We start from the raw sequence: 15,428 nt of genomic DNA on the forward strand, positions 1-15,428 counted from the left end.
GGCATCGCGGGCTCAGCGCTGCGCGGCGGCGGGATCGTCGGTGCGCGCCGCCGTCTCGTCCACGAGCGGGTGGGGCTTTCGCCCGTCGCCCCGCACGAACGCGAAATAGCAGATCGCGAGGAGACCGACCCAGATGAGGCCGACCCAGAGCGCGGGCCGCGAGTCGGGCACGATGCCGACCATCACGATGACGAAGCCGATGAACCCGACGGTCAGCCACGAGGCGACCGGCCACAGCGGTACGGGGAACTCGCTCGATGTGCGGCGCTCGGCGGCGATCTCGCGCTTCATGCGGATGTGCGCGATGAGGATCACGAGCCACACGAGCACGGTCGCGAAGGTCGCGAGGGCGCCGAAGAGGAACAGCGCCTGGTCGGGGTAGAGGTAGTTGAGGACGACGCCGACGAGCAGGCCGACGACCATCGTGGCGACGGTCATGATCGGCACGCCGCCCCGGGTCGTGCGCATGAACGCTCGCGGCGCTTGACTCTGCTCGGCGAGGCCGTGCAGCATGCGCCCCGCGCCAAAGATGTCGGCGTTCATCGCCGAGAGCGCGGCGGTGATGAGCACCACGTTGAACACGGCGGCCGCGGCCTGGAAGCCCATCGACTCGAAGAGCGAGACGAAGGGGCTCGTCTCGCCGGTGATGTCGACCCACGGCTGGATGCACATGATGACGCCGAGAGCGAGCACGTAGAAGAGCAGGATGCGCAGCGGCACCGAGTTGATCGCCTTCGGGATGACCTGCTTCGGGTTCTGCGCCTCGCCGGCCGTGACGCCGATGATCTCGATGCCGCCGAAGGCGAACATCACGATGGTGAACGAGGCGAGCAGCCCGGTCAGCCCGTTCGGCATGAAGCCGCCGTGCGCGACGAGATTCTGCGGGCCCATCTGGTCGTGGCCCGCGACGCCGAAGCCGAAGACGATGACGGCGGCGCCCGCGGCGATCAGCACGACGATCGCCGAGATCTTGATGAGCGCGAACCAGAACTCGAGCTCGCCGAACACCTTCACGCCGATCATGTTGATGGCGGCGATGAAGAACACGACCGCGAGCACCCACACCCACTGCGAGACCTCCGGGTACCAGAACCGCATGTAGACGCCGATCGCAGTCGCATCGAAGACCGCGACGAGAAACATCTCGAAGGCGAAGCTCCACCCGACGAGGAAGCCGGCGAAGGGATGGATGTAGCGCGATGCGTACTGCCCGAACGAGCCCGAGACGGGGTGGCGCACGACCATCTCGCCGAGTGCGCGCATGACCATGAAGACCGCGGCACCGCCGATGATGTAGGCGAGCAGCACGGCGGGGCCGGCGCTCTGGATGGCGCTCGACGAGCCCATGAAGAGGCCGGTGCCGATCGCGGATCCGAGGGCCATGAAGCGGATGTGCCGAGCGTTCAGCCCGCGCTTGAGCCCAGTCCCGGTGCGCTGCGACGACTCCATGTGCTCTCCTTGCTCGGTGCGGCGCGCCGCCCGGGGTGAGGCGAGATGGTGCGCCGCGCTCAGGCGACCCGTTCGCCCGCGCGCCAGACCGCCGCGGTGAGCGGCACGCCGGGGCGGTAGGCGAGGTGGGTGGCCGACGGGGCCTGCAACAGCTGCAGGTCGGCACGCGCGCCGGGGCGGATCGCACCGACCGCCGGCTGCGGGGCGCCGTGCGGGTCTCGCCAGCCGTCCTCGTGCATGCCGAGGGCGATGGCCCCTCCGAGCGTAGCGGCCCGTACCGCTTCTTGCACGCTGAGCCCCATCTGCAGCACGGCGGTCGCGACGCAGAAGCCCATCGAGCTCGTGTACGACGTGCCGGGGTTGCAGTTCGAGGCGATCGCCACGATGGCGCCCGCGTCGGTGAGGCGGCGGGCCGGCGCGAGCGGCATGCGGGTCGAGAGGTCGCAGGCCGGCAACACGGTTGCCACGGTGCCGCGCGCACCGCCCGCCCACGACGCGGCCAGCGCCTCGATGTCGGCGTCGTCGAGGAAGCCGACGTGGTCGACGCTCAGCGACCCGTGCTCGACCGCCAGCCGGGCGCCCGGCCCGTGCCCGAGCTGATTGCCGTGCACGCGGGTGGCGAGTCCCTTCGCGGCGGCGGCCTCGAGCACCCGAGTCGAGGCGGCGCCGTCGAAGGCGCCCGTCTCGCAGAACACGTCGACCGCGCTCACGTGCGGCGCGACCGCGTCGAGCATGGGGCCGCAGACCAGGTCGAGGTACGCGTCGGCGTCGGCCCCGGCGGGCACGAGATGCGCGCCGAGGAATGTGACGGCGTCGACTCGGCCCGCGGCGATGCGCGCGCTGCGCAGCTCGTGCTCGACGTCGAGGCCGTACCCCGTCTTCGTCTCCATCGTGGTCGTGCCGCCGCGCCGGGCCTCGTCGACGAGCCGAGCGAGGTTCGCGTCGAGTTCGTGGTCGCTCGCAGCGCGCGTCGCGTTCACGGTGACGTTGATGCCGCCCGCCGCATACGACTCGCCCGCAATGCGCGCCTCGAACTCGGCCGTGCGGTCTCCGGCGAACACCATGTGGGTGTGCGAATCGACCCACCCCGGCAGCAGCGCGCGCCCCGCGGCGTCGAAGCGCTCATCCGCCGCGGGTGCCTGCGCCGCCGGGCCCGCCCACGCGACGCGACCGTCCTCGACCACGACGGCGGCATCGGCGATGCGGCCGCCGATCCCTGCGTCGAGCGCCTCGTCGTTCGTGGTCAACTCGCCGATGCCGTCGATGAGAAGCGTTGCCATGCCGGGAACCTACCAGGCGCGCTCGGTGTTGCGGATGGTCGGCTCGAGGGGAACGCGCACGTTCCGCTCGCTCGCGACCTCGGCGGCGCGTTCGTAGCCCGCGTCGACGTGGCGGATGACGCCCATGCCGGGGTCGTTGGTGAGCAGGCGCTCGAGCTTCTGCGCGGCGAGCTCGGTGCCGTCGGCCACGGAGACCTGGCCGGCATGGATCGAGCGGCCGATGCCGACGCCGCCGCCGTGATGCAGCGACACCCAGGTCGCCCCCGACGAGGTCGCGGTGAGCGCGTTGAGCAGCGGCCAGTCCGCGATCGCGTCGGAACCGTCGGCCATGGCCTCGGTCTCGCGGTAGGGCGACGCGACGGAGCCCGAATCGAGGTGGTCGCGGCCGATCACGATCGGCGCGGAGACCTTGCCCTCGGCGACCAGCCGGTTGAAGAGCAGGCCGGCCCGGTGCCGTTCGCCGTAGCCGAGCCAGCAGATGCGCGCGGGCAGGCCCTCGTACTCGACGCGCTCCTCGGCCGCATCGAGCCATTTGTGCAGGTGGACGTTCTCGGGGAACAGCTCCTTGAGCGCCTCGTCGGTGACGCGGATGTCTTCGGGGTCGCCCGAGAGCGCGGCCCAGCGGAACGGGCCGAGCCCCTCGCAGAAGAGCGGGCGGATGTAGGCCGGCACGAAGCCTGGGAATGCGAAGGCGCGGTCGTAGCCGCCCGTGCGGGCCTCGTCGCGGATCGAGTTGCCGTAGTCGAACACCTCGGCGCCCGCGTCCTGGAACTCGACCATGGCCTTCACATGCGCGGCCATCGACGCCTGCGCATCCTTCGTGAACTGCTCGGGGTCGGCCTCGGCGCGGGCGAGGTGCTCATCGACCGAATAGCCGATCGGCAGGTACGACAGCGGGTCGTGCGCCGAGGTCTGGTCGGTCACGAGGTCGATCGCGATCTCGCCGGCGCGGTGGCGGCGCAGGATCTCGGGGAACACCTCGGCGGCGTTGCCGACGAGCCCGACCGACCAGCCCCGCTGCTCGTCCTTCGCCTGCCGCACCCGGGCGAGCGCGGCATCGAGGTCGTCGACGACCTCGTCGAGGTAGCGCTTGCCGGCGCGGCGCTCGAGGCGCGTGCGGTCGACGTCGACGATGAGGCAGGCGCCGTCGTTGAGGGTCACGGCGAGCGGCTGGGCGCCGCCCATGCCGCCGCAGCCGCCGGTGAGGGTGAGCGTGCCGGCGAGCGATCCCTTGCCCTCGACCGCCGCGATGCGGCCCTGACCGATGAGCTTGCGGCCGGCGGCAGCGAAGGTCTCGTAGGTGCCCTGGAGAATGCCCTGGGTGCCGATGTAGATCCACGAACCGGCCGTCATCTGGCCGTACATCATGAGCCCCTCGGCCTCGAGCCTGCGGAACTCGGGCCACGTCGCCCAGTCGCCCACGAGGTTCGAATTGGCGATGAGCACGCGAGGCGCCCACACGTTCGTGCGGAAGACGCCGACCGGCTTGCCCGACTGCACGAGCAGCGTCTCGTCGTCTTCGAGGTCGCGCAGCGTGTCGACGATCGCGTCGAACGCCTGCCACGAGCGCGCGGCGCGGCCGGTGCCGCCGTAGACGACGAGGTCGTCGGGGCGCTCGGCGACCTCGGGGTCGAGGTTGTTCATGAGCATGCGCAGCGGGGCTTCGGTCTGCCAGCTCTTCGCGGAGATCTCGGTGCCGCGCGGGGCGCGGACGGGGCGGGCGCCGGGGAGTGACATCGGGTGCCTTTCGGTCGGTGCCGCTCGAAACTCGAGCGGGCGGCGGATGCTGCTTCGACCATCTCATCGCGGGTCGGGGGAGCGGACAACGAAGTTCGGCCGGTCATTGTCCGGAATCCCGGACCGCGGGCGCGGGGCCAGTGAACAATCGGGGTGAGCCGGTCGTGGGGGCGGTAAAGCGGTGTAAGATGGTACGATGCCCTCTTCCGAGAACCTGGACCAGCCCGACGCCGAACACAATTCGGTCGTCGAGGACGCCGCCGCACCCGCCGAGACCCCCGCGCCCGCAGAAGCAGAGGTGACCGAAGAGGCCGCCGCCACCGACGCCGCGTCGCACGACACCGCCACCGGGGCCGCCGACCCCGCTGCGGCCCCCGAGGCCCCCGAGGCCGCCGCTCCCGCCGCTCCCGCCGCTCCCGCCGAGAAGGAGCGCGCGACCTTCGCCGACCTCGGCCTCGCCCCGAAGGTGCTGCGCGCCATCACCGACGTCGGGTACGAGCACCCGTCGGCGATCCAGGAGGCGACCATCCCCGTGCTGCTCGAGGGGCGCGACGTCGTCGGCCTCGCACAGACCGGCACCGGCAAGACCGCCGCGTTCGCGCTGCCGATCCTGTCGCGCATCGAGCCCGGCGCCGGCGTGCCCCAGGCCCTTGTGCTCGCGCCGACCCGCGAGCTCGCGCTGCAGGTCTGCGAGGCCTTCGAGAGCTACGCCGCGCACCTGCCGAGCGTGCACCTGCTGCCCGTCTACGGCGGCCAGGCCTACGGTCAGCAGCTCTCGGCGCTGCGCCGCGGCGTCGATATCGTCGTCGGCACCCCCGGTCGCATCATGGACCACCTGAACCGCGGCTCGCTCGACCTCAGCCAGATCAAGTACCTGGTGCTCGACGAGGCCGACGAGATGCTGAAGATGGGCTTCGCGGAGGATGTCGAGACCATCCTCGCCGACACCCCCGCCGAGAAGCAGGTCGCTCTGTTCTCCGCGACGATGCCGGCGCAGATCCGCCGCATCTCGCAGCAGCACCTGAACGACCCGCGCGAGATCAAGATCGCCGGCAAGACGCAGACCTCGTCGAACATCACCCAGCGCTACGTGGTGCTGTCGTACACGCAGAAGCTCGACGGCCTCACCCGCATTCTCGAGGTCGAGGACTTCGACGGCCTCATCGTCTTCACGCGCACCCGCGGCGACTCCGAGCAGGTCGCCGAGAAGCTGCGCGCCCGCGGCTATTCGGCCGCCGCGATCAACGGCGACATCCAGCAGGCGCAGCGCGAGCGCACCGTGCAGGCGCTGAAGGACGGCAAGCTCGACATCCTCGTCGCGACCGACGTGGCAGCGCGCGGCCTCGACGTCGAGCGCATCAGCCACGTCGTCAACTACGACCTGCCGATCGACACCGAGTCGTACGTGCACCGCATCGGCCGCACCGGCCGCGCCGGCCGCTCGGGCGACGCGATCAGCTTCGTCACGCCCCGCGAGCGCCGCCTGCTGAAGGCGATCGAGAAGGCCACGAAGCAGCCGCTCACCCAGATGCCGCTGCCCATGGTCGACGAGGTCAACGCGACACGCCTGTCGCGCTTCGACGACGCCATCACCGCCGCGCTCGCCGAGACCGCGCGCGTCGACCGCTTCCGCGACATCATCGACCACTACGTGCGCCACCACGACGTGCCCGAGGCCGACGTGGCCGCGGCGCTCGCCGTCGTCGCGCAGGGCGACACGCCGCTGCTGCTGTCCGAGGACGACGACCGCAAGTTCGAGCGCGACCGCAAGCAGGCCGCGAAGTTCCTCGAAGAGGCCCAGGGCGGCCGAGACCGCTCCGACAGGGATCGCCCGCGCGAGGATCGCGGCCCCCGCGAGCGCCGCGACGACCTGAAGATGTTCCGCATCGAGGTCGGCCGCCGCCACAACGTGAACCCGGGCCAGATCGTCGGCGCCATCGCGAACGAGGGCAACCTCAGCCGCGGCGACTTCGGCCGCATCCAGGTGCGCGACGACTTCTCGCTCGTCGAACTGCCCGCGAACCTGTCGGCCGAGACGCTCGCGGCGCTCTCCGATACCCGGATCAAGGGCAAGCCGATCGAGATCAGCGAGGACAACGGCCCCGCTCCGCGCGGCAAGGGCTGGGAGGATCGCCGCGGCGGCCGCGATCGCGATGATCGCGGCGGCTACCGCGGGGGCGACCGCGGTGACCGTGGCGGGTATGACCGCGGGAACCGTGGCGGCTACGACCGCGGGGGTCGAGGCGACCGGAACGATCGCGGGGACCGTGGCGGGTACGACCGCGGCGGGCGCGGCGGGTACGACCGGAACGACCGTGGCGGCTACGACCGGAACGACCGTGGCGACCGCGGCGGGTACGACCGCGGGGGACGCGGCGGCTACGACCGGAACGATCGGGGCGGCGATCGCGGCGGCCGCGGCTGGGAGGATCGCGGGCGCGATTCGGGCTCCGGTCGCGCTGATGGCAAGCGCAAGCCCCGCTGGTAGGTTCTCGCGGGCGGATCGAGCGAAGATCCGCCGCAGCGCCTGACAAAGGGTCGCGATCTGGGGTCGGTGCGGCCACCGGACCCCAGATCGCGACCCTTTGTTCGCCGTGAGCGCCTGGGCGCACGAGGAATCGTGCGCCCAGGCGCTTCGCGCGTTCAGGCGGGGAGCACCGACCCGAGCAGCACCGCGACCGAGAGCGCGAGCATGCCGAGGCAGTTGACCCAGAACGCCTGGCCGAAGAAGCGGGCGCGGATGTGCGCGACCGCGGCGCACACGAAGTAGACGATCACGCCGACGTTCGCGGCGAAGGCGACGCCCGGAAGCCAGATGCCGACGATCAGCCCGGCCGCCGCCAGGGCCTTGATGACGATGAGCGCCCACCACCAGCCGCGCGGGAAGCGCACGCCGTCGAGGCAGTCGCGGATGAAGCGGGGAGGCCGCACCGACATCGCCGCATCGGCGAGCAGCGCGATCGCGAGTGCGACCGGCAACCACCAGATCGCGGGCAGCGGCGGCAGCGTGAGCACGGTCGGCGTCATCGTGCCTCCACCGCGCTTGCAGTCGCACCTCGAGCGCCGCCGTCGCGCCCAGCGCCCGAGCACCGGCAACAGGCGGCGAACGCGCGCCGCAGCTCCTGCTCGATCTCACGGACATCGACGGCTCCGGTCGCCGAGGCACTGAAGAGCACCCCGACGTAGGCGTAGTACAGGGACGCTGCTCGAGACGGTGCGTCCGCGCTCGCGGCGCAGCCGCGCGGCGACGCGATGGCCGCGGCGAAATCCTGCCGCAGCCGGTCGGCGAGCTCGGTGAAGAGCGTCGAGCGGTGCGTGCCCGATACGAGGATCGCCGCGTAGCGCCGTGCGAGGTCGGCATGCACGGCGAAGAGCTCGACGAACGGTCGTGCGAGGGCCGCGAGTCGGTCGACGCAGGTCCCGGTCGCGGCGCTGCGCTCGGTTGCAGTGCTGCGGTCTGCCGCCGCTGCGTCGGTCGTCGTCGGAGCCGCGCCCTCGTACCATGATCCCGCGTGCAGCGCCGCGATCTGCGCGTCGAAGACCTCGATGAGCAGCGCGTTCTTGTCGCCCACCGCCATGACGGTACCAGTGCTGACCCCTGCCGCTTCGGCGATGCCGCGCACCGTGGTCGCGGCGTAGCCTCGCTCGACGAAGCGCTGCCGCGCCGCCGCGATGACGCGCCGCCGGGTGGCGAGTCTGTGCTGCTCGCGAGTGGTGATCATGGGCGACCCCTTTCGTCCGGTCCCTGCCGCGCCCGGAACAGCGCAGTCAGTTCGCTGAACGTGTTCAATGAACGCGTTCAGCATATCATGTGAGCGGTTCGGGGCGCGGCGCGGCGGGGCTACCGACGTCGAGGGGTTCGGCGGGTTCGGCGGACCGACGGGCTGCGCGACGCCGACCGGCCTAGCAGAAGCCCCGCAGGGCGGCGAGCAGCACGCCGCCCGCGGCACCGGCGAGCACTGCGACCCAGGGCGGCAGCTTCCAGACGACGAGCAGCGCGAAGCAGACGAGGGCGAGCGCGAAAGCGCCGGTGCTCCCTCCGATGCCTGCCGGGCCTGTCGGGCCGGCCGCGCCGCCGTGGTCCGTTGAGCCCAGCACGGCGGTCGTGAACACCGGAGAGTAGAGCGCCGCGGCGAGCACGCCCACCACAGCGGCATTCGCCCCGCGCATGAACCCCCGCACCGCATGTCGCTCGCGCAGCGCCTCCCAGAACGGTAGCACCCCGATGAGCAGCAGGAGCCCGGGCAGGAAGATCGCGGTGAGCGCGATCGCGGCACCGGAGTGGCCTCCCGGGCCGACCGTCGAGTCCGCGCCCAGAAATGCAGCGAACGAGAACAACGGGCCGGGCATCGCCTGCGCGGCGCCGTATCCGGCGATGAAGTCGGCGGCCGGCACCCAGCCGGGTGCGACGACCGAGGCCTCGAGGAGCGGCAGCACGACGTGGCCGCCGCCGAACACCAGTGCGCCAGCAGTGGCGAAGGCATCGAACAGTGCGAGGCCGCCGGCGGCGTCGGAACGCGCCCCGCCGGTCGCGTGCACGACGACCGGGAGCAGAGCCAGCAGGCATGCGAAGAGCACCAGGCAGACGATGCCCGTCGCCCTGCGCGGTGCGGCCGGACGCACCGGCCCCGACGGCCGCGCGGGCGCCTCGGCCGGAAGCCCCCTGCGGCCGAGTGCGAGCCCGGTGACCCCGCCGAACGCGATCGCCGCGACCTGGCCGAGCGACCCGGGCAGCAGCAGCACCAGCACCGCGGCGCAGACCGCGATCGATGCGCGGGACCGGTCGGGGGCCAGCGTGCGAGCCATGCCGATCACGGCCTGCGCCACGACCGCGACGGCGACGATCTGCAGCCCCGAGATGAGGCCGGCGCCGATCGGGCCGTCGATGCGGGCGGCGCCGAACGCGAACACCACCATGAGCGCCGCCGACGGCAGAGTGAACGCCGCGAACGCCGCGAGGGCGCCGAGTAGCCCGGCCCGGCGCAGCCCGATCGCGAACCCGACCTGACTCGATGCGGGCCCGGGCAGGAACTGGCAGAGCGCGACGAGATCGGCGTACTCCTCGTCGCTCATCCAAGCGCGCCGCTCGACGAACTCGGTGCGGAAGTAGCCGAGGTGCGCGATCGGGCCGCCGAACGAGGTCGCCCCGAGCTTCAGGAAGACGCGGAGCACCTCCCGCGCCGAATGCCGCGCAGACGGTGCGCCGTCAGGGGGCGTCGCGGGCTCGGGCATGCCGGGAGCATACCGGGGCCGGGTGAACGCCCGGTGGCGCAGGCGGCCTCGCGCCCGGGCCGGGTGCCGCGCAACCGGGCTCGGGCGCCGCGCGGGTCACCGGGCTCGGGCGCCGTGCCGGGACGACAATGGGTCGCAAATCGGGGTGGAATCGACCAGAGAACCCCGATTTGCGACCCATTGTCAGCGCATCAGCGCGAGAAGATCAGCCCGCGAAGCGGAACAGCTTCTTGTTCGCGAACTCGAGCATGCCGACGCGGCCGAGCTCGCGGCCGTAGCCCGACTTCTTGACGCCGCCGAAGGGCACGTCGGCGCCCTCGAGGCCCGCGGCGCCGATGAAGACCATACCCACCTCGAGCTGATCGCCGACGCGCTCGGCGCGCTCCAGGTCGTCGCAGATGATGACCGAGCCGAGGCCGTAGGGCGACGAGTTCGCGAGTTCGACGGCCTCCTCATCGCTCGACACGCGGTAGAGCTGGGCGACGGGGCCGAAGAGTTCCTGGCTGTAGGCCTCCATCGCGGGCGTGATGTTCGCGAGCACGGTCGGGGTGAAGACGTTGCCCTCGGGCTCGGCGCTGCCGACGAGCACCTCGGCGCCCTGGTCGATGGCGCCGCGCACCTGGCCGGTGAGCGTCTTCGTAGCGGCGGCCGACGAGAGCGGGCCGAAGTCGCTGCCGTAGCTCTGGCCGCCGATAGCGGCGACGAACTTCTCGCGGAAGGCGTCGAAGAGCGAGTCGATGACGACGATGCGCTTCGAACCGTTGCAGGCCTGGCCCGAGTTCTCCATGCGGCCGCCCACGGCGTGCGCGACCGCATGGTCGAGGTCGGCGGTGTCGAGCACGAGGAAGACGTCAGAGCCGCCGAGCTCGAGCACGCACTTCTTGAGCGCGCGGCCGGCCTGCTCGGCGACGATCGCTCCGGCGCGCTCCGAGCCGGTGAGCGAGACGCCCTGGATGCGGTCATCGGCGATGATGCCGGAGATCTGCTCGTGGGTCGCGAACACGTTGACGTAGGCGCCCTCGGGGAAGCCGGCGTCCTTGAACAGCTGCTCGAGCGCGAGCGCCGACTCGGGGCACTGCGCCGCGTGCTTCAGCACGATCGTGTTGCCGAGGATGAGGTTCGGCACGGCGAAGCGGGCGACCTGGTAGTAGGGGTAGTTCCACGGCATGATGCCGAGGATCACGCCGGTGCCCTGGAAGCGGAAGAAGGTCTTCAGGCCGTCTTCGACCTCGAGCACCTCGTCGGCGAGCCACTCCTCGGCGTTGTCGGCGAAGGCCGCGGCGATCGCGCCCGAGAACTCGGCCTCGCCGACGGACTGGTCGAGCGGCTTGCCCATCTCGCGGTTGATGATGGCGCCGAGTTCGTCCTTGCGCTCGTCGAAGAGTTCGGCCGCGCGCTTCGCGAGCGCCGCGCGCTCGGCGACGGTCGTCTTCCGTGACCAATCGCGGTAGGCGCTCTGCGCCGACGTCAGCGCGTTCTCGATATCCGCCGCGGTCGCGTCGGGGTATTCGGCGACGGTCTGCCCGGTGGCGGGGTCGATGACTGCGAATGTACCCATGTTCGGATCACTCCTCCATAAGGATGCTGGTGGGCTCGGGTGCCGCAAGTCTCGCACATTTGCTCGAGGCGCGCTACGCGGTCGAAAATGAGGATCCCGGAGGATCGATGATCCCTGCAGAACTGTTTTCGAAGAATCTTGTGCCGTATGCTTCGGAATGAGTCGAATCGATGGAAAACTCTTCTCAGCTTTCGCCCCGGCGCGAATTGCTGCACAATTGGCGCTATGTCGAAGAAGACCCTCAGTAACGCCACTGAAACAGGGCACATCCACGTCGGCAAGGGCCTGAGCGCAGGCACCCTCGGCGTCGTCGGCTCCACCGTCATCGGCCTCGCGTCGACTGCTCCGCTCTATTCGCTCGCGGCGACGCTCGGCTACGTCATCCTCGCGGTGGGCTCCCAGGCACCGCTCGTATTCGTGGTCGCCTGCGTGCCCATGATCTTCGCGGCCTTCGCCTATCAGGAGCTGAACCGCGATATGCCCGACTGCGGCACCACCTTCGTGTGGGGCGCGAAAGCGTTCGGCCCCGTCACGGGCTGGATCGGCGGCTGGGCCGTGGCGGTATCGGCCATCATGGTGCTGTCGAACGTCGGCGAGATCACCGGCAAGTACTTCTGGCTGCTGCTCGGCAACCAGGAGTTCGCCGACAATCGCGTCATCGTCGTGAGCACTTCGGTCGTGTTCATGGCCATCATGACCGTCATCAGCACGATCGGCGTGCAGATGGGCGAGCGGCTGCAGATGGTGCTCATGACCGTGCAGATCGTCGCCATGGTGCTGTTCGCGGGGCTCGCGATCGGGCATGCCGTGAACGGCACCTCCGAGGGCTCGATCGCCTTCGACTGGCAGTGGTTCAACCCGGCGGGGCTCACCTCGTGGTCGGGGTTCATCGAGGCCGTGCTGCTCGCCCTCTTCATCTACTGGGGCTGGGACACCTGCCTCGCGCTGAACGAGGAGACGAAGAACCCGCGTAAGACTCCGGGTCGCGCGGCGCTGTCGAGCATCGTCGTGCTCATCGTGCTCTACGTCGGCACCTCGATCGCGGTCATGATGTTCTCGGGCTTCGGCGACACCGGCTTCGGGCTCACGAACCCCGAGAGCATCGACGATGTGTTCTCGGTGCTGAGCGGGGCGCTGTTCGGGCCGTGGGGCTGGTTCCTCATCCTCGGCGTGATGATCTCGGCGGCCTCGTCGACGCAGACGACGATTCTGCCGACCGCGCGCGGCACCCTCTCCATGGCGGTCTACCGCGCGCTGCCTGCGAAGTTCGCCGAGCTGCACCCCCGCTTCAAGACCCCGTGGTTCTCGACCACGCTCATGGGCGTCGCTGCCATCGTCTACTACGTCGGCATGTCGATCATCTCGGAGGACGTGCTCGCCGATTCGCTCACCTCGATGGGGCTCGCGGTCGCGCTGTACTACGCGATCACCTCCTTCGCCTGCGTCTGGTATTTCAAGGACACGCTGCGCGAGAACGCCCGCAACCTGTGGATGCGCGGCATCCTCCCCGCGCTCGGCGGCCTCATGCTGAGCTACGCCTTCGTGCAGTCGGCGATCGATATGATCAGCGTCGACTACAGCTACACGGTGCTGCTCGGCATCGGCGGCGCCTTCGTCATCGGCGTCGGCGCGATCCTGCTCGGCTTCGTGCTCATGGGCATCTGGTGGCTGCGGCCGAACTCGAAGCCGTTCTTCCGCCGCGAGAGCCTGAACCGCGACACGCCGGTGCTCGTTCCCGACGAGTGAGCCGGCCAGGGATCGCCGAGCGCGATGAGCAGCCGCCCCGAACGGCGGCATGACGAGTGAAGAGCGGAGAGACGATGGAACACTTCGATTCGATAGTGGTGGGAGCCGGCATCGCGGGGCTCACCGCGGCCGGGCTCCTGGCGCGCGCCGGGCAGCGCGTGCTCGTGCTCGAGGCGCGCGACCGCGTGGGCGGCCGCGTGCACACCGAGCGCGAGGGCGGTCGCGTCACCGACATGGGCGCGTCGTGGATCCACGGCATCGACGACTGCCCCCTCTTCGACGTCGCGGCCGGTTTCGGTCTGCCGATGACGGAGTTCACGATGGGCAGCTACCAGCCCGACGGGCGCCCGCTCGCGTACTACCGGCCCGACGGCGCGCGCCTGACCGACGAGGCGGCGGAGGCCTTCGCGGCGGATATCCATGAGACCGATGCCCGCCTCGAGGCGATCATCGCCGCGGCGGAGCCCGGCGCCTCGTACGGCGACGTCGTCGATGCGGTGCTCGACGAGCTGCGCGCGGGCGGCTGGGAGGCCGAACGCGCCGCGCGCGTGCGCGAGTACCTGCGGCACCGCAGCGAGGAGCAGGTCGGCGCCGATGCGACGATTCTCGGGGCGCACGGCCTCGACGACGACGTCATCGACGGCGACGAGGTCGTCTTCCCGCGCGGCTACGACGAGCTCGCGACCCGCCTCGCCGCGGGCCTCGACGTGCGGCTCGAGCACGAGGTGTCGCGCATCGTTTGGTCGGAGGCCGGAGCGGTCGTGGCCGCCTCGGGCGACGAGTTCGCGGCCGACCGCGTCATCGTCACCGTGCCCGTCGGCGTGCTCAAGAGCGGAGCGCTGGCCTTCGAGCCCGAGCTGCCGCAGCCCGTCGCGGGCGCGCTCGCGGGCTTCGAGATGAACGCCTTCGAGAAGGTCTTCCTGCGGTTCCCGCGCAAGTTCTGGGACGACGGCGTCTACGGCGTGCGCCGGCAGGGCGCTGCGGGCGACTGGTGGCACTCGTGGTACGACCTCAGCGGGCCGAGCGGGGAACCCACGCTGCTCACCTTCGCCGCGGGGGAGTGCGCCCGCACCATCCGCGACTGGAGCGACGAGCGCATCGTCGCCTCGGTCATGGAGGGGCTGCGCGGCATCTACGGCGATGCCGTCGTCGAGCCCGTGCACGCGCGCATCACGCGCTGGCAGCACGACCCCTACACGCGCGGCTCGTACTCGTACATGACCGTCGACGCGGTCGGCGCCGACCACGAACTGCTCGCGACGCCCCTCGGCGGCGGCGTGCTGCACATCGCGGGCGAGGCGACCTCGGGCGACGACTCGGCGACGGTCACCGGCGCGATGCACACGGGGCATCGTGCCGCCGAGCGCGTCGCCGGCCGCCCGCTCGCCTACGCGTCGCTGCTCGAGCCGCTCGCCGGCTGACCGGGCTCGGCCTGCCTCGGAGCAGCCCGGCCGGGTGCCGCCTGCTCGGGTGATGCCTGCGCCGCGCGCCGCGCGCGGCCGCGTCGGCGGGCGCGGCGTACGATCAGCACGACGACGAGCGCGATGATGCCGCCCACGACGAGCCACGGCAGCAGTACGCCGAGCAGCACGAGGGCGCCCGAGCCGGCGGCGCCGAGCGACGAGAAGCCGGCGAGGAGGCCTTCCCAGAAGTTCGCGGGGCCGCCGCCGGGCAGCGTGCTCGGGCTCGTGAGCGACACCGTGATCGTCGATTCGGCGACCTGGCCCTCGAGTGCCTGCAGCTGGGCCTTGAGCCCGTCGAGCTCCTGCTGGCGCTGGGACAGCATCGATTCGGCCTCGAGCAGTTCGGTCGTCGAGGCGGCGTTCGCCATGAGGCCCTGCAGTCGCTCGACCGACGTCTCGAGGGCGCCGACGCGAGCGTCGAGATCGGCGTGCTCGGCCGTGACGTCGACGGCCGACCGGTTCTCGGATTCGACGGTGCCGATCTCGCCGAGCGCTGCGAAGGCAGCGTCGAGCTCGTCGGCCGGGACGCGCAGCGTGAGGTTCGCGGTGGAGCGGTCGCCCGTGCCCGACACCGACATCGATTCGACCGATCCGCCGAACTTCGCGGCGACCCGAGCGGCCTCGTCTGCCGCGGCGGTGGGGTCTTTGACCGAGAGCCTGATGTCGCCGGTCTGAATGATCGACTTCTCGGCGCCCGGCGTCTCCGCCGAACCGCCCGGCGCCGAATCCTCCATGGACCGAGCCGCGTCCGAGCTGACGAAGTCGCTCGAGGCCGCGAGATCGGGGACGCTGCCGCCGGTGCCGCCGGAGCATGCTGCGAGCGGCAGGAGCAGCAGACCGCCGGCGGTCAGGGCGGTCAGGGCACGGGTTCTCGTAATGGAGGCCATGCACCCCACCATAGGGTGGCCGTGCTCAGCGGCACGGGGAGGCGCCTGCCGAAACCCTGGACGCGACCGGATCGTT

The 15,428-nt window shown here is 71.1% G+C and carries 11 protein-coding genes; 3 read left to right on the forward strand and 8 right to left on the reverse strand.

Features of this window, described 5'->3' with window-relative positions; genetic code table 11:
* Nucleotides 1-12: 12 nt before the first annotated feature.
* Genes NHL51_RS02215 through NHL51_RS02225 form a run of 3 tightly spaced genes read right to left on the reverse strand, consistent with a single transcriptional unit; the run spans nt 13 to nt 4,466 of the window.
* On the reverse strand, nt 13-1,449 hold the full coding sequence (locus tag NHL51_RS02215; RefSeq protein ID WP_434141517.1) for an amino acid permease: 1,437 nt from the start codon (nt 1,447-1,449) through the stop codon (nt 13-15).
* Nucleotides 1,450-1,508: 59 nt separating this feature from the next.
* Nucleotides 1,509-2,729 carry an imidazolonepropionase gene (gene hutI / locus NHL51_RS02220; protein ID WP_434141519.1) on the reverse strand — a complete coding sequence of 407 codons (1,221 nt, stop codon included), beginning with the start codon at nt 2,727-2,729 and terminating at the stop codon, nt 1,509-1,511.
* A gap of 9 nt (nt 2,730-2,738) precedes the next feature.
* Entirely contained in the window at nt 2,739-4,466 is a 1,728-nt protein-coding gene (locus NHL51_RS02225; RefSeq protein ID WP_434141520.1) for a urocanate hydratase, read from the reverse strand.
* 196 nt (nt 4,467-4,662) lie between these two features.
* Between NHL51_RS02225 and NHL51_RS02230 the strand changes: the two genes are divergently transcribed.
* On the forward strand, nt 4,663-6,954 hold the full coding sequence (locus tag NHL51_RS02230) for a DEAD/DEAH box helicase (RefSeq protein WP_434141521.1): 2,292 nt from the start codon (nt 4,663-4,665) through the stop codon (nt 6,952-6,954).
* 155 nt (nt 6,955-7,109) lie between these two features.
* Here the strand turns inward: NHL51_RS02230 and NHL51_RS02235 are convergent, their stop codons facing one another.
* From NHL51_RS02235 to NHL51_RS02250, 4 genes are all read right to left on the reverse strand, one after another.
* Complete coding sequence (locus NHL51_RS02235; protein WP_434141522.1) at nt 7,110-7,493, reverse strand: DoxX family protein; 384 nt, start codon at nt 7,491-7,493, stop codon at nt 7,110-7,112.
* Nucleotides 7,490-8,188: a TetR/AcrR family transcriptional regulator gene (locus tag NHL51_RS02240; protein WP_434141523.1), complete on the reverse strand. Its 699-nt coding sequence runs from the start codon at nt 8,186-8,188 to the stop codon at nt 7,490-7,492. The genes NHL51_RS02235 and NHL51_RS02240 overlap by 4 nt, the downstream gene beginning before the upstream one ends.
* A 181-nt stretch (nt 8,189-8,369) precedes the next feature.
* A complete protein-coding gene (chrA, locus tag NHL51_RS02245; RefSeq protein WP_434141524.1) occupies nt 8,370-9,698 on the reverse strand; it encodes a chromate efflux transporter in 1,329 nt (442 codons plus the stop codon).
* A 205-nt stretch (nt 9,699-9,903) separates the two neighbouring features.
* Entirely contained in the window at nt 9,904-11,529 is a 1,626-nt protein-coding gene (locus NHL51_RS02250; protein WP_434141525.1) for an NAD-dependent succinate-semialdehyde dehydrogenase, read from the reverse strand.
* Here NHL51_RS02250 and NHL51_RS02255 point away from each other — a divergent pair.
* Both NHL51_RS02255 and NHL51_RS02260 read left to right on the forward strand, forming a co-directional pair.
* A complete protein-coding gene (locus tag NHL51_RS02255) occupies nt 11,482-13,002 on the forward strand; it encodes an APC family permease (protein ID WP_434141526.1) in 1,521 nt (506 codons plus the stop codon). The two genes, NHL51_RS02250 and NHL51_RS02255, sit on opposite strands and share 48 nt — an antisense overlap.
* Before the next feature lie 74 nt (nt 13,003-13,076).
* Nucleotides 13,077-14,423 carry a flavin monoamine oxidase family protein gene (locus tag NHL51_RS02260; RefSeq protein ID WP_434141527.1) on the forward strand — a complete coding sequence of 449 codons (1,347 nt, stop codon included), beginning with the start codon at nt 13,077-13,079 and terminating at the stop codon, nt 14,421-14,423.
* Here the strand turns inward: NHL51_RS02260 and NHL51_RS02265 are convergent.
* Nucleotides 14,390-15,352 carry a DUF4349 domain-containing protein gene (locus tag NHL51_RS02265; RefSeq protein ID WP_434141528.1) on the reverse strand — a complete coding sequence of 321 codons (963 nt, stop codon included), beginning with the start codon at nt 15,350-15,352 and terminating at the stop codon, nt 14,390-14,392. The genes NHL51_RS02260 and NHL51_RS02265 overlap by 34 nt on opposite strands.
* Nucleotides 15,353-15,428 lie beyond the last annotated feature (76 nt).

Source organism: Leucobacter sp. gxy201 (genome assembly GCF_051043335.1).
In the GTDB taxonomy this organism is placed as follows: Bacteria; Actinomycetota; Actinomycetes; order Actinomycetales; family Microbacteriaceae; genus Leucobacter.

Coding starts and splice junctions, on each gene's coding strand:
- chrA (WP_434141524.1), bottom strand. CDS start 9,698: ATGCCCGAGCCCGCGACGCCCCCTGACGGCGCACCGTCTGCGCGGCAT.
- NHL51_RS02265 (WP_434141528.1), bottom strand. CDS start 15,352: ATGGCCTCCATTACGAGAACCCGTGCCCTGACCGCCCTGACCGCCGGC.
- NHL51_RS02240 (WP_434141523.1), bottom strand. CDS start 8,188: ATGATCACCACTCGCGAGCAGCACAGACTCGCCACCCGGCGGCGCGTC.
- NHL51_RS02260 (WP_434141527.1), top strand. CDS start 13,077: ATGGAACACTTCGATTCGATAGTGGTGGGAGCCGGCATCGCGGGGCTC.
- NHL51_RS02225 (WP_434141520.1), bottom strand. CDS start 4,466: ATGTCACTCCCCGGCGCCCGCCCCGTCCGCGCCCCGCGCGGCACCGAG.
- NHL51_RS02235 (WP_434141522.1), bottom strand. CDS start 7,493: ATGACGCCGACCGTGCTCACGCTGCCGCCGCTGCCCGCGATCTGGTGG.
- hutI (WP_434141519.1), bottom strand. CDS start 2,729: ATGGCAACGCTTCTCATCGACGGCATCGGCGAGTTGACCACGAACGAC.
- NHL51_RS02215 (WP_434141517.1), bottom strand. CDS start 1,449: ATGGAGTCGTCGCAGCGCACCGGGACTGGGCTCAAGCGCGGGCTGAAC.
- NHL51_RS02255 (WP_434141526.1), top strand. CDS start 11,482: ATGTCGAAGAAGACCCTCAGTAACGCCACTGAAACAGGGCACATCCAC.
- NHL51_RS02230 (WP_434141521.1), top strand. CDS start 4,663: ATGCCCTCTTCCGAGAACCTGGACCAGCCCGACGCCGAACACAATTCG.